Here is a 25,909-nt window from a genome sequence, read left to right as displayed (position 1 = left end):
CCGCGCGCGTCCCCGTGCCCTCCGGGGCGCATGCCTACGGGCGAGGCGTGCGCGGTGGTTCGTACGGCGGGACGTCCCGGCCCGGCTGGTAGTGCGGGCCCTGGCGGATGTGGCGCAGGACCATGGTCAGGTCGACGGTGACGATCAGCCACAACACCCCGCAGGCGGCTGCCCAGCCGGGACGGCCGGCCAGAGCGAAGGCCGTCGTCCCGGCGATCGCCCAGATCAGCCCCCACACGCTCAGCCAGAGCCGGATCCGCAGGGGACTGCGCGCGGTCGTCGGTTCACTGCCGGTACGCATCGGATCGCCGCTCCGTTCCCTGTCGTCTCCTGCCTCGTCCTACTCGGAAACGTACTCCCCGCCCCGTACGTTCTCCAGGAGACCGATGCGGTGCGACGGGGGAGACGACGGTGTTGCTGGACGCGGTGCGGGCGGACGCAAGGCTCGCCGACTGGCTGAAGGACCTGGAGGCGGACGGGAGCCCCCCGGCGACACGGCCCCGGCTGCCGGAGGCCGACGAGCTGCCGGACGTGCTGGTGGACCTCGCCGTGCCCTACGAGGACATCAACGACCTCGTCGCGCTCCGCGGCGCACTGGCCGCCGACGAGGGGGCGACCTGGCTGTTCGAACGGTGTGCCGACGGTCTCGTGCGCGACATGGGGAAGATCGGCAAGGGCCCGAGACTCCTGCCGCTGCCCCTGGAGTCGGGCCCGCTCGGCCGCTACTTCCACGTCTACGTCTTCGTCGCGGCCCTGCCGTACGTGCGCGCCCACCACCGCGAGCGCGGCATCCCCGACGACATCTCCCGGCGCACCCTCGCGGACCTCGGCCGCGGGCTGGTGCTGCACCGCCGGCGGTACGGCGTGGGCGGGCTCGGCGCGCCGGGCTGGTACTCGCTGCACTTCCACGGGGAGCTGTTCCAGCTCGGCCGGCTGCAGTTCCAGCGCTCCCGCGTGAGCGGACGGGAGGGTGTCGCCCTGGCGGCGGCGGGCCTGCCGCTGGGGCCCGGGGAGCCCTGCCTCGACCTGCACATACCCGACTACGCGGGACCCCTGACACCCCAGGCGTGCGACCGCTCGCTGGCGTCCGCCCGCGACTTCTTCGCCCGGCACTTCCCCCAGGAGCGCTATACGGCGGGCTGCTGCCACTCCTGGCTGCTGGACCCCCAGCTGAAGCGGTACCTGCCGGCGGACGCCAACATCGTCCGCTTCCAGGAGCGGTTCCGGGTCTCCTGCGGCACCGGCGAACCCGAGGACGACCTGCCGGTCCGCTTCGTCTTCGGGGACCCGGACCTGCCGGTGGAGACACTGCCCCGCCGAACGCGCCTCGAACGGGCCGTGGCCGATCACCTGCGCGCGGGCGGGCACTGGTACAGCGGGCACGGCTGGTTCGCGTGGTGAGGCCCGACCGGCGGGACGGGCACGACGACCCGCGCGGGGCACCCACGTTCACCCCATCGGGTGACAAGTGACCGGAACGGCCCGTGTCCGCCCGGCCGTTGGACGGTCATGAGCATTCGGATGCGTGAAGGACACGAGGGGACCGGTCCCGGCGCGATCACCCCGGACGGCTGCGCGGTCGAGCTGTACACGCGCCTGCCGGTGGGCGACGAGCCGGAGGTGATCGCGGGGGTCGCGCCCGCGGGCGGGCGCATTCTCGAACTGGGCAGCGGTGTGGGCCGCATGACCCACCCCCTGATCGAGCGGGGGTTCACCGTCACGGCCGTCGACGAGTCGGCGGCGATGCTGGAGCGGGTGCGCGGGGCCCGCACCATATGCGGCCCGATCGAGGAACTCGACCTGGGGGAGAGGTTCGACGTCGTGCTGCTCGCGTCGTTCCTCGTCCACACCGGCGACCCCGAGGTGCGGCGCGGGATCCTCAGGACCTGTCTGCGGCATGTCGCGGACGACGGCTTCGTGCTGATCCAGCGCGAAGGGGAGGACTACCACACGAACGTGCCCCGGGAGCGGGTCGACCCCCGGGGCTTCACCGTCCGCGTGGTCTCGGCCGAACCGGTCGGGGACGGCGTCGACTCGGTGTTCGTGGAGTATCTCTTCCCGGACGGTGAGTGGACCCAGACGTTCCGGGCGCGACCACTGACCAGGGAGCAGTTCGAGGAGGCGCTGGGGGAGGCGGGGCTCGCGGTCGACCGGTACCTGACGGAGGACCGGATGTGGGTGAAGGCGGTGCCGGCCGTGCCCGCGGGATGAGGCGGGCGGGAATTGAGGCGGGCGAGTCCGGCGGACGGCGATGAGTTCGGGGGAGCGGCCCGGTCTACCTCTGTGACAGCGATCGGCACCGCTTCACACAGGAGATCCCATGTCCGAGAGCACCGCTTCCGTCATCCGCACGACCAGCACCGCACGCAGCAAGGGCGCACGGATCTCGCTGCGCGCCCTGCAGATCGTGCTCGCGCTGTTCTACGCGTTCGCCAGCGCCCTGCCCAAGCTGATCGCGCACCCGTCGGCCGTCGAGTCCTTCGACACGCTCGGCTGGGGCAGCGTGGGGATGTACACCATTGGCGCGCTCGAACTGGCGGGCGCCATCGGGCTGTTGATCCCCGGGTTGGCCTCGGTCGCGGCGGTGTCGCTGGGCGCGCTGATGGTGGGAGCGTTCATCACGCAGATCACCGCCTTCGACGGGGAGTACGCGGCGACCCCGCTCATCCTGATGGTCCCGCTCGCCCTGATCGCCTGGACGCGCCGCCAGGACGTGGCCGGGCCGGCGCAGTGGGTGCGCCGGGTGCGACGGGAGGCTTGAGCGTCGCGGCCCGCTTGCGCGGCGGGCATCGCCGAGGGGCTTCCCGACGACCACCGGGAAGCCCCTCGGCGATGCCCACGGCCGGGGTGGGGCGCCGGGGCATCATGACGTGGGCTGCTGGTGCTGGTGCTGGTGCTGGTGCCGGTGCCGGTGCCGGTGTCGCTGTGGCTGTCGGTGCGCTCGCGCGCACGGCTGCTCGCGGGGAGCCCGGGCCGCGCTCACGTGGGGCGGCGGTGGCGCTCGGCGTTCGCGGCCTCGGCCAGGCCCCGGAGGCGTTCCAGGTCACGGCGGTCGCGTTTGGTGGGGCGGCCGGTGCCTCGGTCGCGGATGCCCGCCGGAGCGGTGGCCTCGCGGGGCGGGGGCGGCGGGGAGTTGTCGACGTAGCACTCGGCGGCGACGGGCGCCCCGACCCGCTTGCGGATCAGCCGCTTGACGACGACGATCCGCTCGTGGCCCCCGGCCTGGCGCAGCCGCACCTCGTCGCCGACGCGCAGCGCATGGGCGGGCTTGACGCGTTCGCCGTTGACACGGACGTGCCCGCCCCGGCAGGCGGTGGCGCCCATCGAGCGGGTCTTGACCAGGCGGACGGACCAGATCCAGCTGTCCACGCGTACGGTCTCACCGCTCGCCGGACGAGCGGCCTCGGCGGCCTCGACCGCCGGTGACGCTGCCGCCGACGTGTGGGAACCCCTGTCCGCGGTGTCCGGACCGCTCGTCCGCTCCTGCGTACCTTCACCAGCCATGCCTCGACCTTAGCTCCCCGTGGCTCCCCGGATCAGGCCGCACAGCGGAGGCGATCACCGGACGTACCGTGGAGACATGGGCGGCGGCAGTGGCAGTGGCGGTGGCAGTAGCGGCGGTGGCGGGGCGGCGGGGCTGGCCGCGCTGGACTCACGGATCAGCGGGTGCCGGGCCTGTCCCCGGCTGGTCGAGTGGCGGGAGGAGGTGGCGCGTACCAAGCGGGCCGCGTTCGCCGACCAGGAGTACTGGGGGCGGCCGGTGCCGGGCTTCGGTCCGCCCGACGCCGCGCTGCTGATCGTCGGACTCGCCCCCGCCGCGCACGGGGCCAACCGGACGGGGCGGATGTTCACCGGCGACCGCTCGGGCGACGTGCTGTACGCGGCCCTGCACGACCTCGGCCTCGCCTCGCGCGGTACGGCGGTCGGCGCGGACGACGGTCTGGAGCTGTACGGCGTACGGATCACCTCGCCCGTGCACTGCGCGCCGCCCGCGAACAAGCCGACGCCCGAGGAGCGGAACACGTGCCGGCCGTGGCTGGTGCGGGAGTTGGAGCTGCTGCGGCCGACGCTGCGGGCCGTGGTCGTCCTCGGGGCGTTCGGCTGGCAGGCCGCGCTGCCCGCGCTCGCCGAGGCCGGCTGGGACATACCCCGGCCGCGACCCGTCTTCGGGCACGGCACCCACGTACCGCTCGACGGGCTCGACCTCCACGGCTGCTTCCACGTGAGCCGGCGCAACACCTTCACCGGCCGGCTGACCCCGGCGATGCTGCGCGAGGTCCTGCGTACGGGGGCGAGGTCCGCGGGGCTGGCCGTCACCGCGTAGCGGCGGTGCCGGGGGCCGGGACACAACCGGCTGCCGACCGCGCCCCGGGCCGGGTACGGTCGCGCGATGCCCCTCTACCCTGAGATCGCACCGTACGACCACGGCCTGCTCGATGTCGGCGACGGCAACCGCGTGTACTGGGAGGTCTGCGGGAATCCGCGCGGCAGGCCCGCGGTCGTGTTGCACGGCGGCCCGGGATCCCGGGCCAACGCCTGGTTCCCGCGGCTCTTCGACCCCGAGGCGTACCGGATCGTGCTGCTGGACCAGCGCGGCTGCGGGCGTTCTACGCCGCCGGCGAGCGCGTACGAGACCGACATGAGCGTCAACACGACGGATCATCTGATCGCCGACCTGGAGCTGCTGCGGCGGCATCTGGGGATCGGGCGGTGGCTGGTGTGGGGCGTGTCGTGGGGGTCGGCGCTCGGCCTGCGGTACGCGCAGACGCATCCGGGGGCCGTGACCGAGCTGGTCCTCACGGGGGTCGCCACGGGGTCGGACGCCGAAGTCGCCCTGCTGACCCGGGGACTCGGACAGTTCTTCCCGGAGGCCTTCGAACGGTTCCTGGCCGAGCTGCCCGAGGACGAGCGGGACGGGAACCTGGCGGCCGCGTACAACCGGCTGCTCGAGTCGTCCGACGAGGCGGTGCGGGCGCGGGCGGCGCGGGCCTGGACCGACTGGGAGACGGCCATCGCCGCGCTGCCGCCCCGCTCCGTGCCGCGCTACGAGGACCCGGTCTTCCGCTACGCCTTCGCCCGTACCGTCACCCACTACTGGGGCAACGGCCACTTCCTCGACGGCAGCGGCGACGGTGTGGTCCTGCGGGACGCGCCGCAGCTCAAGGGCATCCCCGGCACCCTCGTCCAGGGCAGCCTGGACCCCGGCAACCTGCTCGGTATCGTCTGGCGCCTCCACCACGCCTGGCCCGGCAGCGAGCTGGTGCTCGTCGACGACGTGGGGCACGACGCGGGCGCCCCGGACGTGGCCGAGGCGCTGGTGGCGGCGACGGACAGGTACGCCAAGGGCTGAGCCTCGCGTTCAGGGTCTGCCGTGCGGGCCGCCGCACACCTCGTCGCCGTCGCCGTCGCCGTCGTCGCCGAACAGATGCCGCACCGTCGACCGGTAGTTGGTCCGCACGTGGGTGAGGGCGTGGGCGCGGGCGCGGGCGGGGTCGCCGGAGGCGATGGCGTCGTACAGCTCCCGGTGCTCGGTGAGGAGTTGGGGCCACTCGGTGTTCTGGCTGGTCAGCCAGCGCAGGCGGCCGTCGACCGGCTCCATCACGGAGATGAGCAGGCTGTTGCCGGCCATGGCGAGGACGCGGTCGTGGAAGCGGGTGTTGATGTCGGTGATCGTCTCGGCGTCGTCGGCGCGGGTCGCCTCCGCGGCCCGGTCGAGCAGCGCCGACAGCTCCGCGAGGGACTCCGGGGTGGCGCGGGAGGCGGCGAGCCCTGCGGCGTAGACCTCCAGCGCTTCGCGCAGTTCGAAGAGTTCCGTCACGTCCGCCGGGGTGAGGCGGCGGACGACCGTGCGGCGCGGGGTCTCGAAGTGGACGAAGCCCTCGGCGACCAGCGCGCGGATCGCCTCCCGGACGGGGACCCGCGAGACCCCGAAGCGGTCGGCCAGCTCGCGCTCGACGAGCCGGTCGCCCGGACGGAGGCGTCCGGCGATGATGTCCTGCCGCAGGGTGCCGAGGACACGTTCCCGTACCGCGCCCAGGGGTTCGATCTTCGCTCCTTCCGGAGCCAGGGAGCTCATGGGGCAATCTTCGCCGACTCCGGGGGTCTTTTACCGACCGTTAACGACAACGACATCGGTCAGAACTGTTGACGGGAGGACGATGAGCGCAGTTTGGTATACCAAACAGCGCGAGGTGCTCCCTGGTCCCCCACGCCGGTGCCGCGCCCGTCCCCACCACCCGACCCCGTCTCCTCTCGCTCCTGGAGGCCCCGTGTCCCTCGCCGACCGTGCCGAAGTCACCGGCACCACCGCGTTCGTCCCCGACCCCCGCCTCACCAACGAAGACCTCGCACCCGCCGGGAAGCGGAACTGGAAGGTCTTCGACCTCTTCGCCCTGTGGATGTCCGACGTCCACAACCTCGGCAACTACACGTTCGCCGCGGGCCTGCTGGTCCTCGGCATGAACGTCTGGCAGGTGTTCACCTCGCTGCTCGTCGGCTTCGTGATCATCTACATCGGGATGAACTGGATGGGGAGGATCGGGCAGCGCCACGGCGTGCCCTTCCCCGTGGTGAGCCGCATCAGCTTCGGCGTCTGGGGCGCCAACATCCCGGCCCTCATCCGGGCCGTGATCGCCATCATGTGGTACGGCATCCAGACCTACCTCGCCTCCGTCGCGGTCAACATCATGCTGATGGCCGCCTGGCCGGGCCTGGAGTCCTGGACCCACAACTCCTTCCTCGGCCTGCACCAGCTCGGCTGGTGCACCTTCGTCGCCCTCTGGCTCATCCAGGCGCTGATCATCAGCCAGGGCATGGAGTCGGTCCGCAAGTTCCAGGACTTCTGCGGGCCCGCCATCTGGCTCGTCATGATCGCGCTGGCGGTGTGGGTCCTCGCCAAGGCCGGCTGGACCATCTCGCTGACCTCTACCCCCCACCCGGTCTCCGTGGGCGAGCAGTGGCGGCAGTGGTTCGGCGCGATCGGGCTGGTCCTCGCCACCTACGGCACGCTGATGCTCAACTTCTGCGACTTCTCCCGCTTCGCGCCCGACTACCGGACGGTCAAGCGGGGCAACTTCTGGGGCCTGCCCATCAACTCGACCGCCTTCGTGGTCGTGTCGGTCATCGTCACCGCCGGCTCGCTGGAGGTGTTCGGCGAGGCCATCACCGACCCGGCGGAACTCGTCGCCAAGGTCGGCAACACCTGGGTCCTCGTGCTGGGCGCCCTGACCTTCGCCGTCGCCACCATGGGCGTCAACATCGTCGCCAACTTCGTCTCACCGGCGTACGACCTCGCCAACGTCTGGCCGCAGAAGATCACCTTCAAGGTCGGCGGCATGATCAGCACGGTCGCGGCACTGGTCGTGACCCCGTGGAACCTCTTCTCCAACCCCACCGTCGTCCAGTACTTCCTCGGCGGCCTGGGCGCCTTCCTCGGCCCGCTGTTCGGCGTGATCATGCTCGACTACTTCTGGGTCAAGCGCGGCCGCATCGACGTCGACGCACTCTTCGACGCCGAGCCCGGTTCCCGCTACTACTACCGCAAGGGCGTCAACCCCAAGGCCCTGTGGGCGTTCCTGCCGGCCGCGGCCGTCTCCGCGGTCCTCGCCCTGGTGCCGACCTTCGGCGAGGTCGCCCCGTACTCCTGGTTCATCGGCACGGCGCTGGCCGCGGGCCTGTACGCGGTGCTGTGCCGGGACGAGCGGGCCTCGGAGCCGGCCATCGCCGAACCGGCAGCCGTGGAGGGCTGAGCGTGCGCATCGTCGTCACGAACTGCAACACCACGCAGGGGATGACCGAGGAGATCGTGCGAGGTGCCCGGGCCGCCGCAGGCCCGGGCACCACCGTGACCGGACTGACCCCCGCCTGGGGTACCGAGTCCGCGGAGGGCTGGCTCGACAGCTACCTCTCCGCCGCCGCCGTCCTCGACACCCTGCGCACCTACGAGGAGCCGTACGACGCCGTCGTGATGGCCGGGTTCGGGGAGCACGGGCGCGAGGGCGCCCGTGAACTGGTGGACGTCCCCGTCGTCGACATCACCGAGGCCGCCGCCCACCTCGCCTGTCTGCTCGGCCGTCGCTACGGCGTCGTCACCACGCTCGAACGCTCCCGCGGGCAGATCGAGGACAGCCTCGACGCCGCCGGCGTGGGCCGCAACTGCGCGGCGATCGTCGGCACCGGGCTGGGCGTCCTCGACCTCGCCGACGCCGACCGCACCACCCGGGCCTTCCTCGCGGCCGGGCAGCGGGCCCGGGACGCCGGGGCCGAGGTGCTGGTCCTCGGGTGCGCCGGGATGACCGGACTGCAGCGGACGGTGGGGGAGAAGCTGGGGGTGCCGGTCGTCGACGGGGTGGGCGCGGCCGTCAAGCTCGCCGAGTCGCTGGTGGCGCTGGGGCTGACCACCAGCCGAGTGGGCGGGTACGCGAAGCCGCTGCCGAAGAGGAGGAGCTGGGGGGCCGCCGGACCGGCCGCGTCGGAGAGCGGGGGGTGAGGGCGCGGCGGCGTGCCTCCTCATGCGTCCGGAGCCCTCACTCGGCCGGGGGCTCCGGGACCACCGCCGTCGCCGTGATCTCCACCAGCTGGCCCGTGTAGCCGAGGCAGGCCACGCCGAGGAGGGTCGACGAGTGGGGGCCGGTGCTGAGGCCGGAGGCCTCCACGACGTCCCAGACGGCGGACAGGACGGCGGGCTCGTTGCTCACCACGTACACGTCGGTGTAGGCGACGTGCTCGAAGTCGCTGCCCACCGCCCGCAGTTGCTCCCCCAGGTTGGCCAGCACCCGCTCGGCCTGCCGTACCGGGTCACCCTCCCCGACCAGCTGCCCGTCGGCGTCCAACGGAACGGAACCGGCGAGGAAGGCGAGCTTCGTCCCGGCCTCGACGACGGACGCGTGCGCGTACCTGGGCGGTGCGAAGAGGCCGGGGACGGTGGTGCGCCGGATCATGAAGGCTCCTCGTGGTGGTCAACCGGGTCGGTGTGGTGGACAACCCGACGATGATGCGGACGCCTCGCCGCTGACGCATCCCCATTTCGGCGGACGCGCGCCGTGCGTCCCCAGCGCGGTGAACGGGGCGCAGCCACCCCGCCGTCCGCCCGGCGCCGGTACCCCCTGCTGTGGTGCTGTGGTGCTGTGGTGCCGTCGAACCGTGGCCCCGTTCGCCCGCCGGGCCTTCTTCCGCGTCGGGCGTCCGCCGGCGGGCCGGTCCCCTGGAAATGCCCCGCGGGCCGCATTCCCCCGCGGTCCGCATTCGCTCCCCCGCCTCCCCGTGCCGTGCGGACTCCTGCCCGCGAATAATCCTTCGAAGGGAACGCGTTCCCGCTGTTACCGTCTCTCGCGTGGCGAAACTCAATCAGATCATCGCAGTGGAGAAGGGCGTCAAGTCGAAGTCCCATCAGGACCTGACGGCCGCTCACCATGGGCTGCAGAAGCCGGCCCTGCTCGCCGGTATCGCGCGCACCTATCAGCCGAAGGACGAGGAGGGCGAGCAGTTGCCGCCCGAGTCGACCCGGGTGCAGGTGCGGGCCGAGGCCGTGCTGCGGGAGACCGCGGGAATCCTCACGCGGCTGTTCGATGTGACCGCCACCAAGGACTGGGCCAACTGCACGGCACGGGCGGACGTGAAGGTCGAGGGGCGTGTGCTCGTCGCCGACGTACCCGTGGCCTATCTGCTCTTTCTCGAAAAGCAGCTCGGGGAGATCAACACGCTGGTGCGGAAGCTGCCCGTGCTCGACGCCTCCGAGGCGTGGGCACAGGATCCGTCGACCGACGACTGGAAGACCGAGGCCGTACGCACGGTGCGGACGAAGAAGGTCCCGCGCAACCATGTGAAGGCCGAGGCGACCGACAAGCACCCCGCTCAGGTGGAGGTGTACTACGAGGACATCCCGGTCGGTTACTGGACCACCGTGAAGTTCTCCGGAGCCCTGCCCGCCCGGCGCGTGAACGAGATCCTCGACCGCGTCGAGAAGCTGCAGCAGGCCGTGAAGTTCGCACGGGAGGAAGCGAACGGCGTGGACGTCGTCGACCAGCGCGTCGGTGATGCCGTGTTCGGCTACCTGTTCGGATAGTTCGGGTAGCCTCATGGATTCCCCGACCGGCCCCGAGGCCGGACGGGGTGCGCGAGGAGCGCAAGCTGAAGCTGAGGCTTGTCGTGAAGGAGCGGTCCGTACCCGCCGAAGAGTTCAGGGACGGGCCGTCATCAATCTCAGACTATTGCTCCAGACTCAGTATTCGCCGCCGATCGTCGCAACGACCGGGCCCAGGCCCCGGGACGTCGAAATGCTGGTTCAAGTCCAGCCCGCGCAGCTCGATGCGTGGTGGTCCAAAGGCAGGACGCGGCGACATGACGACTGACCTGGGTTCTCTACCGTGGCGGCGTGCCCTATGGGCGGCATCACAGGGCCCGGGGGCCGGCTACGCCCTCGGGCCCATCTTTTCGCCGTCATGACCCGCGTCACCGTTCCGCTCGACTCACACCCCTTTCCGCCTCGGCTCACGCCTCTTTCGCCTCGGCGTACGCGTGCACGCCCTGATTGCGTTCATAAAGAACATGGCATCTATAGGGATCGTCACATCGCGGTAATACGAGCGTTCCATATCCTCCAGGCCGGGCACTTACGGTGGAGAGCACGAGCACCGAAGCCCTCGGCGACGCATCACCTGTCGCCGCCGGACCACCCACGCCCCGGCCACCGTCGCCCGAAGGCACACCCCGCCCTCACCCGACGACAGGAGCCCCGTGTCCCGCCCCGCCGCCCTGACCCTGCCGCCCTGGCTCGCCCATGCCCTGCGCGCCCAGAGGGGACCGGTGCCCTGGAACGCCGTGGTGCGCGGGGCGCTGGCCGGTGGGCCGTTGCTCCTGCTGGCCGTCTGGCTGGGGCGGCCCTCCGTCGGGGTCCTCGCCGCGCTCGGCGCCATGCTCGCCGGGATCAACGACCGCCCCGGAAGCCGGCGCGTGGCCGTGCAGCGGCTCGGCGTGCCCGCGCTCGCGGGAGCCGTGGGGCTGCTCGTCGGCACCTATGCCGGGCAGTACGCCGGCGCGGTCGTCCTCACCCTGCTGCTCACCGCGCTCGGACTCCTCGCCGGCGGGATGAGCGCGGTCGGACTCGTGGCGTCCGGAGCGGGCACGCAGCTGCTGGTCGCGGCCGCCATCGGAGCCGGCATGCCCCTGCCCGAACCGGGCTGGGAGCGGGCGCTCGCCTACCTGGCCGGTGCCGGGTGGCTGCTCGTCCTGCGCCTCGCCCTGCCCACGCCCGCGGTCCTCACCGCCGGTGACTACCGCTTCGACGGGGAACGGGACGCCGTCGCCGCCGTCTACGACGCGATCGCCGGGCTGCTGGACGCCGTCGGCACCCCCGACGCGCTCGCCCGGCGCTCCGCGCTGACCGCCGCCCTCGACCACGCCCAGGACGCGCTCGCCGGACCCCGGCTGCGGCGGTACGCCAGCTCGTCGGCCGAGCGGCGGCTGCACGCCCAGTACGCCGCCGCGCTGCCCCTGGCGGAGGCGGCGACCGCGCTGGCCTGGGACGGGGACGCCGTCGTCGGGCGGGCTTCCGAAGGGCCCCGGCGGCTCGCCGCGGCCGTGCGCGGCAACACCGCGACCGGGCCGCTGCCCGCGCCCGTCCTCCCCGGTGCCCGGCATCGCCCGTCGGCGGGCGCCGCCTTCGCGCCCGCGCTGCGTGCCCTCGACGACGCGCTCCTGCGCGCCGCCGAGACCTTCGACCGGGGCGGCGACGCCCGCGCCCTGCACACCCGCCGCCGTACCCTCGGCTCCCTCCTCCGGCTCGGCCTCGGGTCCGGCGGACGCGAGTACGGGCTGCGGGTCGCGCTGTCCTTCGGGGCCGCCGCGGCCGTCGCCCAGGCGCTGCACCACGAGCACTGGTACTGGCTGCCCGCGACCGCCGTCTTCCTGGTCAAGCCCGACCTGGGGCCGCTGGTGTCCCGTGTGCTGTGCCGGGCCGCGGGGACCGTGCTCGGCGCGGTGCTCTTCGCCGCCTTCGCCGCGGTACTGCCGAGGCCGGAAGGGCTCATCGCGCTCGTCGCGGTCAGCGGGGCGCTGATACCCGTGGCCACCCGGCACTTCGCCGCCCAGACAGCCGTCGTCACCGTCCTCGTCCTCGCGCTCGTCATGGTCGGCGGCGACCCCCAGGCCTCCTGGAGCCGTATCGGCGAAACACTGCTGGCCTGCGCCATCGTCCTGATCGTCGGCCACCTGCCGATGCCGAGGGGGCAGCGGGGCGGCGGCGTACGCGCCCGGCTCACGGAAGCGGGCACCGCGGCGTACGCCTACCTCACGCACGTCCTGGACGAGCCGCGCACGCCGGGCGCACGCTCCGGGACGGGCGGGACGGGCGGGACGTCGTCGTCGGGCAGGACGGGCGGGACGTCGTCGGGCGGTTCGGCCACGCCCAACGGCGTCACCGTGTCCGTCGGGTCCGCCCTGCCGGGTACGGCCGACGCGCGGGCGGCACGCTGGGCCCTGCGCCGCGAGGCCTACCGCGCGCTCGCCAAGGCCCGCTCCGCGATCGCCCTCTCCGAAGCCGAACTGCCCGCCCTGGCCCGGCACACCGAGGGCACCGACGAGATCGCCGCTCTCCTCGAACGGCTGGTCGACACCACCACCGCCTGCGCCGTGCACCTCGACGACACCGGACGGCTCAGCCGCCACCACACCGACCGCCTCACCGCACTCCTCGACGAACTCACCCGCCACCAGAGGCACACCGGCACCACACTCCCCGAGGCACCGGACGTGACCGACACACCGGACGTGACCGAAGCAGCGTCGAGGAGGCAGAACCTGAGCGCGTGAGCCCGGGCGCGGGAGCCCGCGCCCATGGGGCCGCTCGCCCATCCGGTCACGGATGCCCCCGCACCTCCCTCCCGGGCGCGCCCCGGACGTACCGTGACGGCATGACGTCGCCTCCGTCCGCACCGACCCCGCCCCCGACCCCCGCCGACCTCGTCATCACCGGCTGCACCGCCCTCGTCCATGACGAGCACGAGGGGATCACCTTCGTCGAGAACGCCGCGATCGTCGTACGGGACGGAGTGATCGAGAGCATCGGGCCGGCGGAGGAGACGGCCCCGGTCGCGACGGCGGAGCGGATCGACGCGCGCGGGCAGGTCGCGATGCCGGGGCTGATCAACTGCCACACCCACGCCCCGATGGTGGCGCTGCGCGGCATCGCGGAGGACATGCCGGCGGAGGAGTGGTTCGACGACGTCATCTGGCCGGTCGAGTCCAACCTGACCGCCACGGATGTGGAGTTGGGGGCCAGACTGGCCTGTGCGGAGATGATCCGGGGCGGGGTGACCTGCTTCGCCGACCACTACTTCTCGATGGCCGCCGTCGCCGCCGTGGTCGAGGAGACCGGGATGCGGGCCCATCTGGGGGAGGCGTTCTTCTCCTCCCAGGGGCCCGAAGGACGCGCACGCTCCCTGGAGTTCGCGCTGCGCCACCGGGGCGCGGCCGGCGGTCGTATCACCACCGCGCTCGCCCCGCACGCCCCCTACACCGTCGATGACTCCGACCTCGCCGCGACCGCCGAACTCGCCCACGCACACGGCCTCCCCGTGCATCTGCACGCCGCGGAGAGCCGCGACCAGACCGACAACAGCCTCGCCCGGCACGGTGTCACCCCCATCGAGGTCCTGGAGCGCACCGGACTGCTCGGCCTCGACGCGGGCGTCCTCGTCGCGCACGGCACCGGGATCCTCGACCGCGACCTGCCGGTGCTGGAGCGGGCGACCGGACCGGTGGCCGTCGCCACCGCGCCCCGGGGGTATCTGAGGTTCGCCTGGCCGACCACCCCGGTGCGCGCGCTGCGCCGGATCGGCGTCCCCGTCGGGCTCGCCACGGACGGGGCCGCCTCCAACAACTCCCTGGACGTGTGGGAGGCCATGGCCCTCACCGCGCTCGTGCAGAAGTCCACCGAGGGCGACCCCCGCTGGCTCACCTCCCGCCAGGCCCTGCACCACGCCACCCTGCAGAGCGCCCGGGCCGTCGGGCTGGGGGAGCGGATCGGCAGCCTCGCCCCCGGCCGGCGCGCCGACCTCGTCCTCGTCGACCTCGGCGGCCCGCACACCCAGCCGGTGCACGACCTCGCCGCCACCCTCGTGCACAGCGCCCGCTCCGCCGACGTACGCACCACGGTCGTCGACGGACGTGTCCTGATGCGGGACCGCGAGCTGCTCACCGTCGACGTGCCCGCGATCGCGGCGGAACTGACGGGCCGTCTGGCCGCGCTCACCGACCGCGGTCACGGCAGGCGCATCCAGGACTACGACAGGCCACCCGGGTAGACGCGGCGGAAAAGTCCCACCCGACCGATGAGTTCCGCCTCCTCCTGCGGTCCACCCCGACACGACGCACCGCACCGGAGGAGGAACACATGGCGCTTCCGCGGATCGTCCCGCGCGAGGAATGGCGTGCCGCGCGGGAGGAACTGCTGCTCAAGGAGGAGGCCCTCGCCCGCGCGCGGGACGCGCTGGAAGCGGAGCGGCGGCGGATGCCGATGGTCGAGGTCGCCGAGGAGTACGTCTTCGAGGGCGGTGACGGCAAGGCGACGCTGCTGGACCTGTTCCGGGAGCGGCGGCAACTGATCGTGCAGCACTTCGTGTTCGCCCCGCAGTGGGACGCGGGCTCCCGCGACTGCTCCGCCTTCCTCGACCAGATCGGGCACCTCGCGCATCTGCGCGCGCGGGGCACCGAGTTCGCCGTCGTGTCGCGGGCGCCGTACACCCGCATCCTCCCGTTCAAGGCGCGCATGGGATGGGCGGTGCCCTGGTACTCGTCGTTCGGCAATACGTTCGATCATGATCACGACGCCGTCGACCGGCCGGGCGTGAGCTGTTTCCTGCGGGAGCGCGAGCGGGTCTTCCACACGTACTCGGCGTACGGGCGCGGCCTGGAGGGGCTCGGCTCCACGGCCGGACTGCTGGCCCTCACGGCACTGGGAGCGGTGGGCGACGAGCGGATCCGCTACCACGACGAGTACGAGGAGTGACTATTAGCGCAAGATTCGGCACGTAGCGTCACCGGAATGTGTGGTTTCTGAGAGGTACCTCACGATCCACCGTTGACCTCGTGTCAACTACGTCTCAGTACCGTCACTTCCCGAGCCGTTCACCCCGTGGTTGGCGTTTAAATCTACAAGCTGCCCGGCCGCGGATCACCGGCCACGGGCACGGCGCGACATGGAGGTGCAGCATGAACGGGAGAACGGTGCTGGGGCGCTTTCCCGCCGGTGGGCCGCGCGGCTCATGGCCGGCGGAGGAACTGGCGCACGCGGCCCGCCTCGACGGGCTGCAGGCCGAGGTCGTGATGGACATCGCGACCGACATGTTCCTGGTCATCGTGCGCGGCGCCGACACCGCCGTGACCGCGTCGGCCTGACCTCACCCCGGCTCCGGCGCGGCAGCCTTCGTCGAGGAGGTCCCGGTCGGCGCCGGCTCGGGAGCCGCGGCCGGCGCCGACGTGGGAACCCGCGCGGGCGCCGGCACCTTCGCCGCGAACTGCTCCGCCTGCAGCGAGTACAGCTCCGCGTACACCCCGCCCGTGGCCAGCAGCTCCTCCGGGGTGCCGGACTCCACGAGACGGCCCTGGTCGAGGACGTGCACGAGGTCGGCGTGGCGCACCGACGCCAGCCGGTGCGTGATCAGGACGACCGTCTGACCGGTGCCCGCCAGAGCGCGGATCTTCTCGAAGACCTCCAGCTCGGCACGGGCGTCGAGGGCCGCCGTCGGCTCGTCGACGATCAGGATGCGCCCGCGCCGGTACGCGGCCCGCGCGATCCCGAGGCGCTGCCACTGCCCGCCCGACAGCTCGTGCCCGCCGCTGAACCCCCTGCCCAGCAGCGTGTCGAGGCCACGCGGCAAATCCTCCAGCACGTCCTGCGCCCCGGCCTCGGCGACGGACGCGGCGAGCCGCTCCTCGGTCAGCGGCGCCGAGGGACGCCCGATCGCCAGGTTGACGCGGGCCGTGAACGGCCACCGCTTGAAGTCCTGCGCGACCATCGCGATGCGCTCGGCGAGCTGCCGCCGATCGGCGCCCGCCGCGTCCACACCGTCCCACATGATCTTGCCCTGGTCGGGGGCGTACAGCCCGGCGAGCAGCTTGACCAGGGTGGTCTTGCCCGAGCCGTTCTCCCCGACGAGCGCCACGATCTTGCCCAGCGGCACGGTCAGGGTGACATCGCTCAGCGCGGGCCGGGCGGCCTTGCCCGGGTAGGTGAAGGTCACGTTCTCCAGCCGGATCTCCTGCGGGTCCTCGGGCAGTGCGTCACCGCCCTCCGGGATCGCGCGCTTGGCGGCCTCCACGTACAGGCGCTGCATGTCGCCCACGAAGAGGGCCTCCTCGTGCAGGGAGTTCACCTCCAGCACCAGGGTGTCGAGGCTGGCGGAGCCGGTGCGGATCGCGATGACCGCCGTTCCGGCCACGGACAGCGCCATCGCGCCGGCGAGCAGCAGACCGCCCAGCGTCGCGTACGTCGCCACGGTGGCCAGCCCGGTCCACAGCGCCGCGTACAGGCCCGTACGGGCCGCCAGGCGGGCCAGGCGGGCCTGTTCCGCCTCCGCCGTCTCCGACATGGAGCGGAAGTGACGCAGCAGGAACGGGCCGACGCCGTGCACCCGGATCTCCGGCGCGGCCTCCGGCTCGATCAGCAGGGAGCCGATCAGATACCCCGCGCGCGCGTGCTGCACCCAGGCGTGGAAGGACGTGTACCGGCGACGGGCGATCGTCAGCGCGCTCCAGGCGCTCGGCAGCGTCATCGTGACGAGCAGCGGCAGGAGGGCCGGGTGCAGCACGGTCAGCACACCGGCCGCCGCGATCAGCGAGATCAACGCGTTCACCACGCGCGCCGAGTAGCTGATCATCCGGCGGGCGGACTGGGCGCCGTACTTCGCGGTGTCCAGCAGCTTGTGGAAACCGTCGTCCTCGATCGCGGACAGCTCCACGGCCGCCGCCCGCTCCAGATACAGCTCGGTCGCGACGCGCTCCACCTTCGGTTCCAGCCGGCCCGTGGCGTACGTCGACGCGGCCCGCAGCAGGGTCGACACCAGCATCACGGCGGCGATGGCGACGAGCGCGGGGGCGGCTCCCCGGAGCCGCTGCTCGACCGTGCCGTCCGCGATCAGCCGGGCCAGGATCGAGTTCATCGCGAGCAGGCTCACCGCCTGGGCGAGACCGCGGCCCGTCTCGGACGCCAACACGGTCCGGGCCGCCCAGCGGTCCGCCTGCCAGGCCAGCCGGAAACTCGACGCGAGCAGTGACGGCAGCCGCCGCACCATCGCGCGGAAGTTCAGCTCCAGAAACGCGTTCGCATGCTGCGACCAGCCCATGTCGTACCGCAGCGGTCCCCCGAACAGCAGCAGCTCCGACTCCGAGGTCTCCGGCTTGCCCCCGTCACGCGCCTTGCCCACCCACGGCCTCCCCCGAGTCGTCGCCGACAGGCCACTATCCCGGCGCACCCCGTCCCCGACCAGGGCGCACGACGGCCAGACCCTCGTCCGCCCGGAGCACGCCGGGGCGCGAAGAGGCAGGGAGGAGTACGTCGCGAGGCGGGTGAAGGGGGCTGAACACGGCTCTGTCGGCGGATGCCGCGGAGACCGGAGAGGCAGGAGAGGCGGGGGGAGGCCATGGAGGCGGCTGAGACCGCGGAGGCGGCGGAGACCGCGGAGTCCCTACGCGGTCATCGTCCGGGACCAGGACGGCGTGGTCCCGGTGACCCGGCACAGCGCCAGATACAGCGGTATCGGCGGGGTGTAGGCGATGGGACCCTCCGGCCGGAGGATCAGCGCGGGCACGTCCGCACCGTCGGCGACCAGCGCGCCGGTGGTGTAGCGCACCGGCGCGGGCCACTCCAGCGCGTAGTCGGAGTCGGCCGGCACGATCCACCACCAGTGCGCCCTGTCGGCGTAGACGCACCCCACACGGGGCAGACGGGGCAGGACCAGCGGCCCGAAGCGGGCCGGTACGGTCACCGCGTCGCAGCCCATGGGTGCGGTCATGCCCTCGGGCAGGGGGACGGGGCGGGGCGTCGCAGCGGGGCGCTGGGCGCGGCGCAGACGGGTCAGGGTGTCGAGGCTCACCACACGAGCCACTCTGCCCCCACCGGGGGGCCGAGCGGGACCGATCGACGCGCTCACACCCATTCGGCCCCCGACCAGCGTCCGGCTTCGGGCCGGACCTCGACTTCCCGACGACTCTCCATACCCGGGCGACCCCCGGCCACCGCGAGGCCGGCGATGCCCCTGCGGACCTCGGTTCCTCCACGGGTCTCGCCACCCCGGTGGGTCGCGGTGTCCCTGCGGGCTCCGGCACCACCGCCGAGACCGTCGGAGCCCGTGAGGCGGAAGGCCTCCGGCTCGCCCTCCCGGTCCTCCGTCGGCGGCTTCTTCGCGCCCCAGCCCAGATCGGACCGGGCGGCCGTGTCCGCGGCCGGGGCCAGGCTCGTGACGGTGACGGTGCTCGCGCCCAGGTCGGGGGAGACCGCGTCGGCGAGGAGCCCGCGCGGCACGTCCGCCCACACCAGGAGCCCCAGACCGGCCGGCTGCGCCCCCCAGGAACGACAGAGCGACTCTATGAGGAGCAGCCCTCTGCCGTGTTCCTCCTCCGGTCGCTGCGGCGAGGGGTGCGGTTCACCGGGCGCACAGCCCTCGTCCCGTACGACTATGCGCAGCAGCTCGTCGCCGTCCACCAGCTCGCAGACGATCTGCGTGCTGGCGGTGTGCACGATCGCGTTGGTCACCAGCTCGGACACGACCAGGGCGGCCGTGTCACAGGTGTCCTCGCAGACGGCCCAGCCGGTGAGCTGGGTACGGGTCACACGCCGGGCTTGGGCCACGGCAGCCGGGTGCGCGGCCAGCTCGAATCGAAACCGGCGCTCGGCGATTGTCTCGGGGCGCGCCCCGGCGGCCGGACCGGGACCGACACGGTCTCCGGCGGCGTCTGTTCCTAACGGCGCAGGGGGCGGAATCACGCTTGCCACTATCGCCCCGCCGTGAACACTTGGCAAGTGTCACTCTGAAAATTGCAGAGTGCCGTATGACTCTCTGAACGGTCATGGCACACTGCACGCAACAGCACGTGTAGCGGCGCCAGTTGGAAATCCCTCGCACAACGTTCTTAAGCACGCACAGTGTTCGTTTGCGTACACGGCCACGCGTGGCGCGCGAGGCCCGAAACAGCGCCGCCGGGCTGCCGGAACCCGACGGGCCGGGAATCGACGCAGGTCAGCGCAGAGCCAGAAGAGAGGGGCGAGATGAGCGAGCCGCGGTCCGCGCCGACGGTCGGCCAGGTCGTGCTGGGCCGACGCCTGCTGGACCTGCGCGAGCGCGCCGGCATCCGGCGCGAGGAGGCCGGACGCATCCTGCACGTCGCCGCCGCCACCGTCCGCCGCATGGAGACCGCAGAGGTCGCCCTCAAAATCCCCTACCTCCAACTCCTGTTGAAGGCGTACGGGGTCGGCGACGAAGAGGCCGAAACCTTCGTCCGGCTCGCCGAGGACGCCAACAAGCCCGGCTGGTGGCAGCGCTACCACGACATCCTGCCGGGCTGGTTCTCCATGTACGTCAGCCTGGAGGGCGCGGCCGGCCTGATCCGCGGCTACGACCCCCACTTCGTCCCCGGCCTGCTGCAGACCGAGGACTACGCGCGCGCCGTCATGACCTCGGGCGCCATCGGCCAGACCAAGCCCGAGGACATCGAGCGCCATGTCGCCTTGCGCATGCAACGGCAGGAACTGCTCATGCGTGAGGACGCGCCCCGGCTGTGGTGCGTGATGGACGAGACCGTCCTGCGCCGCTCCGTCGGAGGACCGGCGGTCATGCGCGCCCAGATCGACCGACTGCTGGAGGCCATGGAGCTGACCCATGTCACGCTCCAGGTCGCCCCCTTCGACACAGGACCGCACCCCGGCACCTACGGGCCGTTCGTCCTGTTCCGTTTCGCCATGCCCGAACTTCCGGACATGGTCTACAGCGAGTACCTGACCGGCGCCGTCTATCTGGACGACCGCTCCGAGGTGGCGACCCACCTCGAGGTCATGGACCGCATGGCGGCGCAGGCCGCCACGGCACAACGCACGAAGGAGATCCTCAGGGATCTCCGCAAGGAGCTCTGAAGACACCGAATGGAACTCGTCAAGTCGCAGTCGCGCACGCGCAAGCAGCCGCACACACGCGTCTACAACGGCATGCCCGCCCGGGAACTCGGCAGCGAGGGCTGGCACAAGCCCTGGAGCGGAGGCAACGGCGGCAACTGCCTGGAGGCCATGAAGCTGGCCGACGGCCGCATCGCCGTACGCCAGTCCACCGACCCCGACGGACCGGCACTGATCTACACACCCGACGAGATGAACGCCTTCATCCAGGGCGCCAAGGCGGGGGTGGCCGACTTCCTCCTGTCCTGAGGCTTGTTGCGCCCTCCCTGTTGTTCAGCCGCTTTCCCTATGTTGGCCTTGAGTTGATCACCTGCCGCCGCACGTTCCCACGGAGTTCGTCATGAACGGGAGTCCCCCCGTCGAGATCGACACGAGCAGACCCCACCCCGCGCGTATGTACGACTGGTACCTCGGCGGCAAGGACAACTACCCCGTCGACGAGGCCATGGGCAGGCAGATGCTGGCCCTCGATCCCCGGGTGCCGGTGATGGCACAGGTCAACCGTGCCTTCATGCACCGCTCCACGCGCTGGCTCACGGAGAACGGCGTACGGCAGTTCCTCGACATCGGCACCGGCATCCCGACCGAGCCCAACCTGCACCAGATCGCGCAGCGCGTCGCCCCCGACGCGCACGTCGTCTACTGCGACAACGATCCCATCGTGCTGGCCCACGCGGCCGCCCTGCTGCGCGGCACGCCCGAGGGGCGCACCGAGTATCTGCAGGCCGACGTGCGCGACCCGCACGCCGTCGTCGAAGGCGCCAGGAAGGTCCTGGACTTCGACCGGCCCGTGGCGCTCTCGCTGATCGCGCTGCTGCACTTCGTCTCCGACGAGGACGGCGCGCACACCCTGGTCCAGCGGCTGATGTCCGAACTGCCCTCCGGCAGTTACCTCGTCCTCTCGCACGCCACCGCCGACTTCACCCCCGAGGAGTCCAGGGCCGCGACCGAGAAGCTCAAGGCCGCGGGCGTCACCCTGGCCCTGCGCTCCCGCGAGGAGTTCACCCGCTTCTTCGACGGCCTCGAACTGGTCGACCCCGGCGTCGAGGTGCCCCAGCACTGGCACCCCGAACTCGGCGAACCCGTCCCGGGTCAGGACGACGGGATCATCCCGGGATACGGGGCGGTGGCGCGCAAGCCGTAGGGCTTCGCGGACGGTTACGCACGAGCGCGGCGCGGGCCTCCTGGCACGCGCCGCGCACGCGCGTGGTCGCCGCGCACGCACGCGGTCGCGGCGCACGCACGCGGTCGCGCGCGGGGGCGCGCTCGGGTGTGGGGCGCGCTCGGGTGTGGCGGAGCGGTTCACCCGGAGGACAGCACACCTCACCCGGGCGGCAGCACCCCGCACAGCGCCTCGACCGCCGCGCCGTACGCGTGCTCCGGGGGCGTCGCGTACCCCACGACGAGCCCGTCCGGCGCGTCGCCCACGGCCTCCGGATGCCGGAACTCCGCCAGACCGTCGAGCGCGACGCCCCGCCAGACCGCCGCCTTCACCGCGGAACGCTCGGTACCGGGCGGCAACCGCAGCACGGCGTGCAGTCCCGCGGCGATCCCGGTGACCTCGACGTGCGGCGCGTGCGCGGCGAGGGCCGCGACGAGGCGGTCCCGCCGCGCCCGGTACCGCTGCCGCATACGCCGCACATGACGGTCGTACGCCCCGCAGACCACGAAGTCCGCGAGCGCCAGCTGCTCCGGCACACTCGCCCACGCCTCCCGCTCGCCCTTGGCCTCCAGCACGGCGCCCACATACCGCTCCGGCAGCACCATCCACCCCAGCCGCAACGCCGGCGACAGACTCTTGCTCACCGAACCGATGTGCACGACCCGTTCGGGATCCAGACCCTGCAGGGCCCCGACGGGCTTACGGTCGTAGCGGAACTCCCCGTCGTAGTCGTCCTCCAGAATCAGCCCCCCACGCGCGCGTGCCCAGTCCACGACAGCGGCCCGCCGGACGGGATGCAGCGGGCCGCCGGTGGGGAACTGATGCGCCGGCGTGAGCAGCACGGCCCGCTCCCGGCCCAGCCCGTCCACCCGGGCACCGTCCTCGTCGAGCGGCAACGGAACCGTCCGTACGGAGGCCGCCGACAGCAGCTCACGATGGAAACCCAGCCCGTACGACTCCACGGCCAGCGGCCCCCGCAGCACCCGGCCGTGGAACAGCAGCCGCAGCGCGTGCGCGAAGCCGGAGCAGATCACGATCCGCGAGGGTTCGGCCCGCACGCCCCGCGCGCGGGCCAGGTACTCGGTGAGCGCCTCCCTCAGCTCGATCCGGCCGGCCGGATCACCTGGCCCGAACACCTCGTTGGGCGCCTGCGCCAACGCCCTGCGATACGACGCCGACCAGGCCGTCCTCGGGAACGCCGACGCGTCCGGCGTACCCTGCCGCAGATCGTGCCGAGGCCCACGCACGCGTGGATGTGCCTCCCGGGATGTGCGCGCGAGGACGTCCAACGGCTCGGCACGCTCGGCGACCCGCGTCCCCGACCCCTGCCGCGCCGTCAGCCAACCCTCCGCGACCAACTCCGCGTACGCGTCGGCGACCGTGTTCCGGGCGATCCCCAGGTCGGCGGCGAGCGAGCGGTACGGAGGCAGCCGGGTCCCGGGAGGGAGCCGCCCACCGCGCACCGCGTCCCGCAACGCCCGGATCAGCGCCGCCCGCCGCCCGCCCCGCCCGGACAGTTCGAGATGCAGATCGGCTCCGATCCGCTCCGCGGAATTGACCCACGAATCCACCATGAGAATGCACCCTACGGCAGGTCTATCTCCGTCATAGATTCATGGTCATGACGACGAACACGGTGAAGAACGCGACGGACACGACGGACCCGGCGCACGCGGCGGGCGCGACACATGCGGCGGGCGCGGCGAACGCGACGAACACGCCCCGCCTCGATTTCGCGAAGTCCGCCCGAAACGCCTTCCGGGCCCTCATCGGCTTCGACGCGGCGGCCCGCGAGGGCCTCGACCCGACCCTGGTGGAACTGATCCAGATCCGCGCCTCTCACCTCAACCACTGCGCCTACTGCCTCCACATGCACACCAATGACGCCCGCAAGGCCGGCGAGAGCGAGGACCGGCTGCACATGATCCCGGTCTGGCGGGAGGCCCGGCACTTCTTCACCCCCCGCGAACAGGCCGCGCTGGCCCTCACCGAAGCGGTCACGCTCGTCGCCGACGCCGGCGTCCCCGACGACGTCTACGCGGAAGCCGCCACCCACTTCGACGACACCGAACTGGCCCACGTCCTCGCCCTGATCTTCGCCATCAACACGTGGAACCGCATCGCCCTCTCCACCGCCAAACAAGCCGGCACGGACACCCGCTGACCCACCCGGATCCGCCCCCGCCAGGTCATCCCGCCAGGTCATCCCGCCAGGTCACCGCGCCAGGTCATCCCGACGACGCCGACGCGGCCCGCCGACGCGGCCCGGCGACGCGGCCCGGCGACGCGGCCTGGCGACGCGGCCCGGTGATGCGATGCCGCCCCCGGCCGGTCACGCCGTCATGGGCCGGTCGTACGGTCCGATCGGTGCCGGCAGACGTCCCGTGCCGGTCAATTGCCGGTCGACCGCGGCGGCCACCGCGCGCCCCTCGGCGATCGCCCAGACGACCAGGGACTGCCCACGGGCGGCGTCCCCGGCGGCGTACACACCGGGCACGTTCGTCGCGAAGTCCGGCCCCCGCGTGATCGTCCCGCGCGGATCGAGAGCCAGCCCGAGCTGCTCGACGAGCCCGTCGTGACGGTCCGGCCCGGAGAACCCGAGGGCCAGCAGGACCAGATCGACGGGCAGCGACCGCCCGGTTCCGGGCCGGACCTGCCGCCGTCCATCGACCTCGACCAGGTGCAAGGCCCGTACATGCCCCGCCCCGTCTCCGGTGAAGCGGAGCGTGGACGCCGCGAAGAGCCGCGCGTCCGCGTCCGCCGCCGGCGCCGACCGAAGCTCGCGCGCCTCCTCGTGCGCCGGCGAGAGCCGGTAGACCTTCGGATACGTCGGCCACGGATCGAGATCCTCGTCACGCTCCGCCTCCGGCAGCGGATAGATGTCCAACTGCGTCACGGACGCGGCCCCTTCCCGCACCGCCGTCCCCAGGCAGTCCGCCCCCGTGTCACCACCTCCGACGATCACCACATGCTTCCCGGCCGCGGACAGCGGCGACACCTCCAGGTCCCCCTCGCACACCCGGTCGGCCAGCGGCAGATACTCCATCGCCTGATGAATCCCGCCCAGCTCCCGCCCGGGCACGTCCAGTTCGCGCCAGGCCGTGGCCCCCGTGGCGATCACCACCGCGTCGTACCGGGCCCGCAGCTCGGCCGCGTCGACGTCCCTCCCGACGGCGGTCGACGTACGGAACTTCGTTCCCTCCGCCCGCATCTGCTCCAGCCGCCGGTCCAGATGCCGCTTCTCCATCTTGAACGCCGGGATCCCGTATCGCAGCAACCCCCCGATCCGGTCGGCCCGTTCGTACACGGCGACCGTGTGCCCGGCCCGCGTCAACTGCTGTGCCGCCGCCAGCCCGGTGGGCCCGGAGCCGATGACGGCGACCGTCCTCCCGGACAGCCGGTCCGGTGGGCGCGGAGGTGTGAAACCGTCCTCCCAGGCCCGGTCCGCGATGGCGACCTCCACGTTCTTGATGGTCACCGCGGGCTGGTTGATCGCCAGCACGCACCCCGCCTCGCACGGTGCGGGACACAGGCGTCCGGTGAACTCGGGGAAGTTGTTCGTGGCGTGCAGCCGGTCGCTCGCCGCCCGCCAGTCCTCCCGCGACACGAGGTCGTTCCACTCGGGGATCAGATTGCCCAGCGGACAGGCGTCGTGGCAGAAGGGGACCCCGCAGTCCATGCACCGGTCTGCCTGTCTGCTGACGATCGGCAGAAGCGCCCCCGGGACATACACCTCGTCCCAGTCCCGCACCCGCTCCTCGACGGGCCGACGGCGCCACTCCTCGCGCGGCGTGGTCAGAAAACCCTTGGGATCGGCCATGGCCGTCTCCCTCACGTATGGCGTACGCGGACGGGCGCGGCCGCACAGGGCCGTGCTCCGGCGGACTGGGTCGGCATGAGAGGCATGAGAGGCACGAGGGGCTGAGGGGCATGGGGACTGGGGCGCGAAGCGCGAGGCTGTACGCCGTCGGGCGGCTCTCTTCCCGCCACGATACGACGCGCCCGCCGCCCCCGCCTCAGGCCAGCGCGAGCAGATACGACAGAGCGGCCGCGGCCGACGCGACAGCCCGGACGGTGTTCCAGGTCGTCCACCGGATCACGTACTCACGCCAGTACGTGGCGGCCTCCGCCGTACCCGCGTCCAGCTTGGCGAGCGTCTCGTTGCGCGGCACGTTCGCCACCATCGTGACCCCGAAAGACCCGAACAGATACAGCGCACTCCCCAGCAGCAGCTCCACCCTGCCCTCGTCCGGCCACAGCACGAACGTCACGACGGCCACGACCGCACACAACACCGCCGTGCCCATGAACACGAGCATGAACGCCGGCGTCAACGCGCTCACGTTGATCGCCTGCATCGCCGCCACACCCTGCGCGGGCGGCAACGACGCCAGCCCCTTCATCACGAACGTCGAGAACCCGCAGAACACGCCCGCCACGATCGCCGTCCCGAGCAGCCCCAACACCGTCAGCACGAAATACGGCCCATCGATCATGTCCGCTCCCACCTCGATCCCCCGAATCCCCAAGATCCTGCCCCGCACCCACCGTCACCACAAGCGAACATCCGTACCACCAGGGTCACC

General features: G+C 72.3%; 26 protein-coding genes. 16 read left to right on the top strand and 10 right to left on the bottom strand.

The features are described 5' to 3' along the window. Window positions 1–34: 34 nt before the first annotated feature. The gene (locus tag ACWCRJ_RS18475) at window positions 35–301 is read right to left on the bottom strand and encodes a DUF6343 family protein (RefSeq protein WP_450940252.1); all 267 of its coding nucleotides are present in this window, start codon (window positions 299–301) and stop codon (window positions 35–37) included. Between the two features lie 110 nt (window positions 302–411). On the opposite strand from ACWCRJ_RS18475, the gene ACWCRJ_RS18470 reads away from it, so the two are divergent. From ACWCRJ_RS18470 to ACWCRJ_RS18460, 3 genes are all read left to right on the top strand, one after another. Next, window positions 412–1,401 (top strand): acyltransferase domain-containing protein, encoded by a 990-nt coding sequence (locus tag ACWCRJ_RS18470; RefSeq protein WP_450940251.1) that lies wholly within the window; start codon window positions 412–414, stop codon window positions 1,399–1,401. 120 nt (window positions 1,402–1,521) lie between these two features. Then, on the top strand, window positions 1,522–2,211 hold the full coding sequence (locus ACWCRJ_RS18465) for a class I SAM-dependent methyltransferase (RefSeq protein WP_450940250.1): 690 nt from the start codon (window positions 1,522–1,524) through the stop codon (window positions 2,209–2,211). A 109-nt stretch (window positions 2,212–2,320) separates the two neighbouring features. After that, complete coding sequence (locus ACWCRJ_RS18460; RefSeq protein ID WP_450940249.1) at window positions 2,321–2,761, top strand: DoxX family protein; 441 nt, start codon at window positions 2,321–2,323, stop codon at window positions 2,759–2,761. Between the two features lie 218 nt (window positions 2,762–2,979). Here the strand turns inward: ACWCRJ_RS18460 and ACWCRJ_RS18455 are convergent, their stop codons facing one another. Beyond that, on the bottom strand, window positions 2,980–3,504 hold the full coding sequence (locus ACWCRJ_RS18455) for an RNA-binding S4 domain-containing protein (protein ID WP_450940248.1): 525 nt from the start codon (window positions 3,502–3,504) through the stop codon (window positions 2,980–2,982). Between the two features lie 76 nt (window positions 3,505–3,580). Here ACWCRJ_RS18455 and ACWCRJ_RS18450 point away from each other — a divergent pair, with 76 nt between their 5' ends. Beyond that, on the top strand, window positions 3,581–4,324 hold the full coding sequence (locus ACWCRJ_RS18450) for a uracil-DNA glycosylase (protein WP_450940247.1): 744 nt from the start codon (window positions 3,581–3,583) through the stop codon (window positions 4,322–4,324). A gap of 66 nt (window positions 4,325–4,390) precedes the next feature. Continuing rightward, complete coding sequence (gene pip / locus ACWCRJ_RS18445; RefSeq protein WP_450940246.1) at window positions 4,391–5,350, top strand: prolyl aminopeptidase; 960 nt, start codon at window positions 4,391–4,393, stop codon at window positions 5,348–5,350. 9 nt (window positions 5,351–5,359) lie between these two features. Here pip and ACWCRJ_RS18440 read toward each other — a convergent pair whose 3' ends face one another. After that, complete coding sequence (locus tag ACWCRJ_RS18440) at window positions 5,360–6,076, bottom strand: GntR family transcriptional regulator (RefSeq protein WP_450940245.1); 717 nt, start codon at window positions 6,074–6,076, stop codon at window positions 5,360–5,362. Window positions 6,077–6,269: 193 nt separating this feature from the next. Here ACWCRJ_RS18440 and ACWCRJ_RS18435 point away from each other — a divergent pair, with 193 nt between their 5' ends. Both ACWCRJ_RS18435 and ACWCRJ_RS18430 read left to right on the top strand, forming a co-directional pair. Next, on the top strand, window positions 6,270–7,748 hold the full coding sequence (locus ACWCRJ_RS18435) for an NCS1 family nucleobase:cation symporter-1 (RefSeq protein ID WP_450940244.1): 1,479 nt from the start codon (window positions 6,270–6,272) through the stop codon (window positions 7,746–7,748). 2 nt (window positions 7,749–7,750) lie between these two features. Continuing rightward, window positions 7,751–8,488 carry an aspartate/glutamate racemase family protein gene (locus tag ACWCRJ_RS18430; protein ID WP_450940243.1) on the top strand — a complete coding sequence of 246 codons (738 nt, stop codon included), beginning with the start codon at window positions 7,751–7,753 and terminating at the stop codon, window positions 8,486–8,488. A gap of 37 nt (window positions 8,489–8,525) precedes the next feature. Here ACWCRJ_RS18430 and ACWCRJ_RS18425 read toward each other — a convergent pair whose 3' ends face one another. Further along, window positions 8,526–8,939, bottom strand: a complete 414-nt coding sequence (locus ACWCRJ_RS18425) for a RidA family protein (protein ID WP_450940242.1) — start codon at window positions 8,937–8,939, stop codon at window positions 8,526–8,528. Window positions 8,940–9,331: 392 nt separating this feature from the next. On the opposite strand from ACWCRJ_RS18425, the gene ACWCRJ_RS18420 reads away from it, so the two are divergent. The 5 genes from ACWCRJ_RS18420 (at window position 9,332) to ACWCRJ_RS18400 (ending at window position 15,393) form a co-directional block, all read left to right on the top strand. Then, on the top strand, window positions 9,332–10,063 hold the full coding sequence (locus ACWCRJ_RS18420; protein WP_450940241.1) for a DUF7873 family protein: 732 nt from the start codon (window positions 9,332–9,334) through the stop codon (window positions 10,061–10,063). A gap of 671 nt (window positions 10,064–10,734) precedes the next feature. Beyond that, the gene (locus ACWCRJ_RS18415) at window positions 10,735–12,807 is read left to right on the top strand and encodes an FUSC family protein (RefSeq protein WP_450940240.1); all 2,073 of its coding nucleotides are present in this window, start codon (window positions 10,735–10,737) and stop codon (window positions 12,805–12,807) included. Between the two features lie 101 nt (window positions 12,808–12,908). Next, complete coding sequence (locus ACWCRJ_RS18410; protein ID WP_450940239.1) at window positions 12,909–14,300, top strand: amidohydrolase; 1,392 nt, start codon at window positions 12,909–12,911, stop codon at window positions 14,298–14,300. Between the two features lie 89 nt (window positions 14,301–14,389). After that, window positions 14,390–15,004 (top strand): DUF899 family protein, encoded by a 615-nt coding sequence (locus ACWCRJ_RS18405; RefSeq protein WP_450940238.1) that lies wholly within the window; start codon window positions 14,390–14,392, stop codon window positions 15,002–15,004. Between the two features lie 203 nt (window positions 15,005–15,207). After that, window positions 15,208–15,393 carry a hypothetical protein gene (locus ACWCRJ_RS18400; protein ID WP_005478010.1) on the top strand — a complete coding sequence of 62 codons (186 nt, stop codon included), beginning with the start codon at window positions 15,208–15,210 and terminating at the stop codon, window positions 15,391–15,393. Window positions 15,394–15,395: 2 nt separating this feature from the next. Here ACWCRJ_RS18400 and ACWCRJ_RS18395 read toward each other — a convergent pair whose 3' ends face one another. From ACWCRJ_RS18395 to ACWCRJ_RS18385, 3 genes are all read right to left on the bottom strand, one after another. Beyond that, window positions 15,396–17,420 (bottom strand): ABC transporter ATP-binding protein, encoded by a 2,025-nt coding sequence (locus ACWCRJ_RS18395; protein ID WP_450940237.1) that lies wholly within the window; start codon window positions 17,418–17,420, stop codon window positions 15,396–15,398. A gap of 261 nt (window positions 17,421–17,681) precedes the next feature. Further along, window positions 17,682–18,152, bottom strand: coding sequence for a hypothetical protein (locus ACWCRJ_RS18390; protein WP_450940236.1), 471 nt, complete (start codon window positions 18,150–18,152; stop codon window positions 17,682–17,684). After that, window positions 18,143–18,826, bottom strand: a complete 684-nt coding sequence (locus ACWCRJ_RS18385; protein WP_450940235.1) for an ATP-binding protein — start codon at window positions 18,824–18,826, stop codon at window positions 18,143–18,145. Before ACWCRJ_RS18385 ends, ACWCRJ_RS18390 begins: the two co-directional genes overlap by 10 nt. A gap of 435 nt (window positions 18,827–19,261) precedes the next feature. Here ACWCRJ_RS18385 and ACWCRJ_RS18380 point away from each other — a divergent pair, with 435 nt between their 5' ends. From ACWCRJ_RS18380 to ACWCRJ_RS18370, 3 genes are all read left to right on the top strand, one after another. Next, window positions 19,262–20,122, top strand: a complete 861-nt coding sequence (locus tag ACWCRJ_RS18380) for a helix-turn-helix domain-containing protein (RefSeq protein WP_450940234.1) — start codon at window positions 19,262–19,264, stop codon at window positions 20,120–20,122. Window positions 20,123–20,131: 9 nt separating this feature from the next. After that, window positions 20,132–20,410: a DUF397 domain-containing protein gene (locus ACWCRJ_RS18375; protein WP_046919744.1), complete on the top strand. Its 279-nt coding sequence runs from the start codon at window positions 20,132–20,134 to the stop codon at window positions 20,408–20,410. 91 nt (window positions 20,411–20,501) lie between these two features. Beyond that, the gene (locus ACWCRJ_RS18370; protein WP_450940233.1) at window positions 20,502–21,305 is read left to right on the top strand and encodes an SAM-dependent methyltransferase; all 804 of its coding nucleotides are present in this window, start codon (window positions 20,502–20,504) and stop codon (window positions 21,303–21,305) included. A gap of 179 nt (window positions 21,306–21,484) precedes the next feature. On the opposite strand, the gene pdxR is transcribed toward ACWCRJ_RS18370, so the two are convergent. After that, window positions 21,485–22,897 (bottom strand): MocR-like pyridoxine biosynthesis transcription factor PdxR, encoded by a 1,413-nt coding sequence (pdxR, locus tag ACWCRJ_RS18365; protein WP_450940232.1) that lies wholly within the window; start codon window positions 22,895–22,897, stop codon window positions 21,485–21,487. Window positions 22,898–22,944: 47 nt separating this feature from the next. Between pdxR and ACWCRJ_RS18360 the strand changes: the two genes are divergently transcribed. Beyond that, window positions 22,945–23,487 carry a carboxymuconolactone decarboxylase family protein gene (locus tag ACWCRJ_RS18360; RefSeq protein ID WP_450940231.1) on the top strand — a complete coding sequence of 181 codons (543 nt, stop codon included), beginning with the start codon at window positions 22,945–22,947 and terminating at the stop codon, window positions 23,485–23,487. A gap of 168 nt (window positions 23,488–23,655) precedes the next feature. On the opposite strand, the gene ACWCRJ_RS18355 is transcribed toward ACWCRJ_RS18360, so the two are convergent. Beyond that, a complete protein-coding gene (locus ACWCRJ_RS18355) occupies window positions 23,656–25,143 on the bottom strand; it encodes a glutamate synthase subunit beta (RefSeq protein WP_450940230.1) in 1,488 nt (495 codons plus the stop codon). A gap of 196 nt (window positions 25,144–25,339) precedes the next feature. Beyond that, window positions 25,340–25,819 (bottom strand): anthrone oxygenase family protein, encoded by a 480-nt coding sequence (locus tag ACWCRJ_RS18350; RefSeq protein WP_450940229.1) that lies wholly within the window; start codon window positions 25,817–25,819, stop codon window positions 25,340–25,342. Window positions 25,820–25,909 lie beyond the last annotated feature (90 nt).

This window comes from Streptomyces sp. NPDC002324, from assembly GCF_053593335.1.
This window is presented reverse-complemented; position numbering and strand designations above follow the sequence as displayed.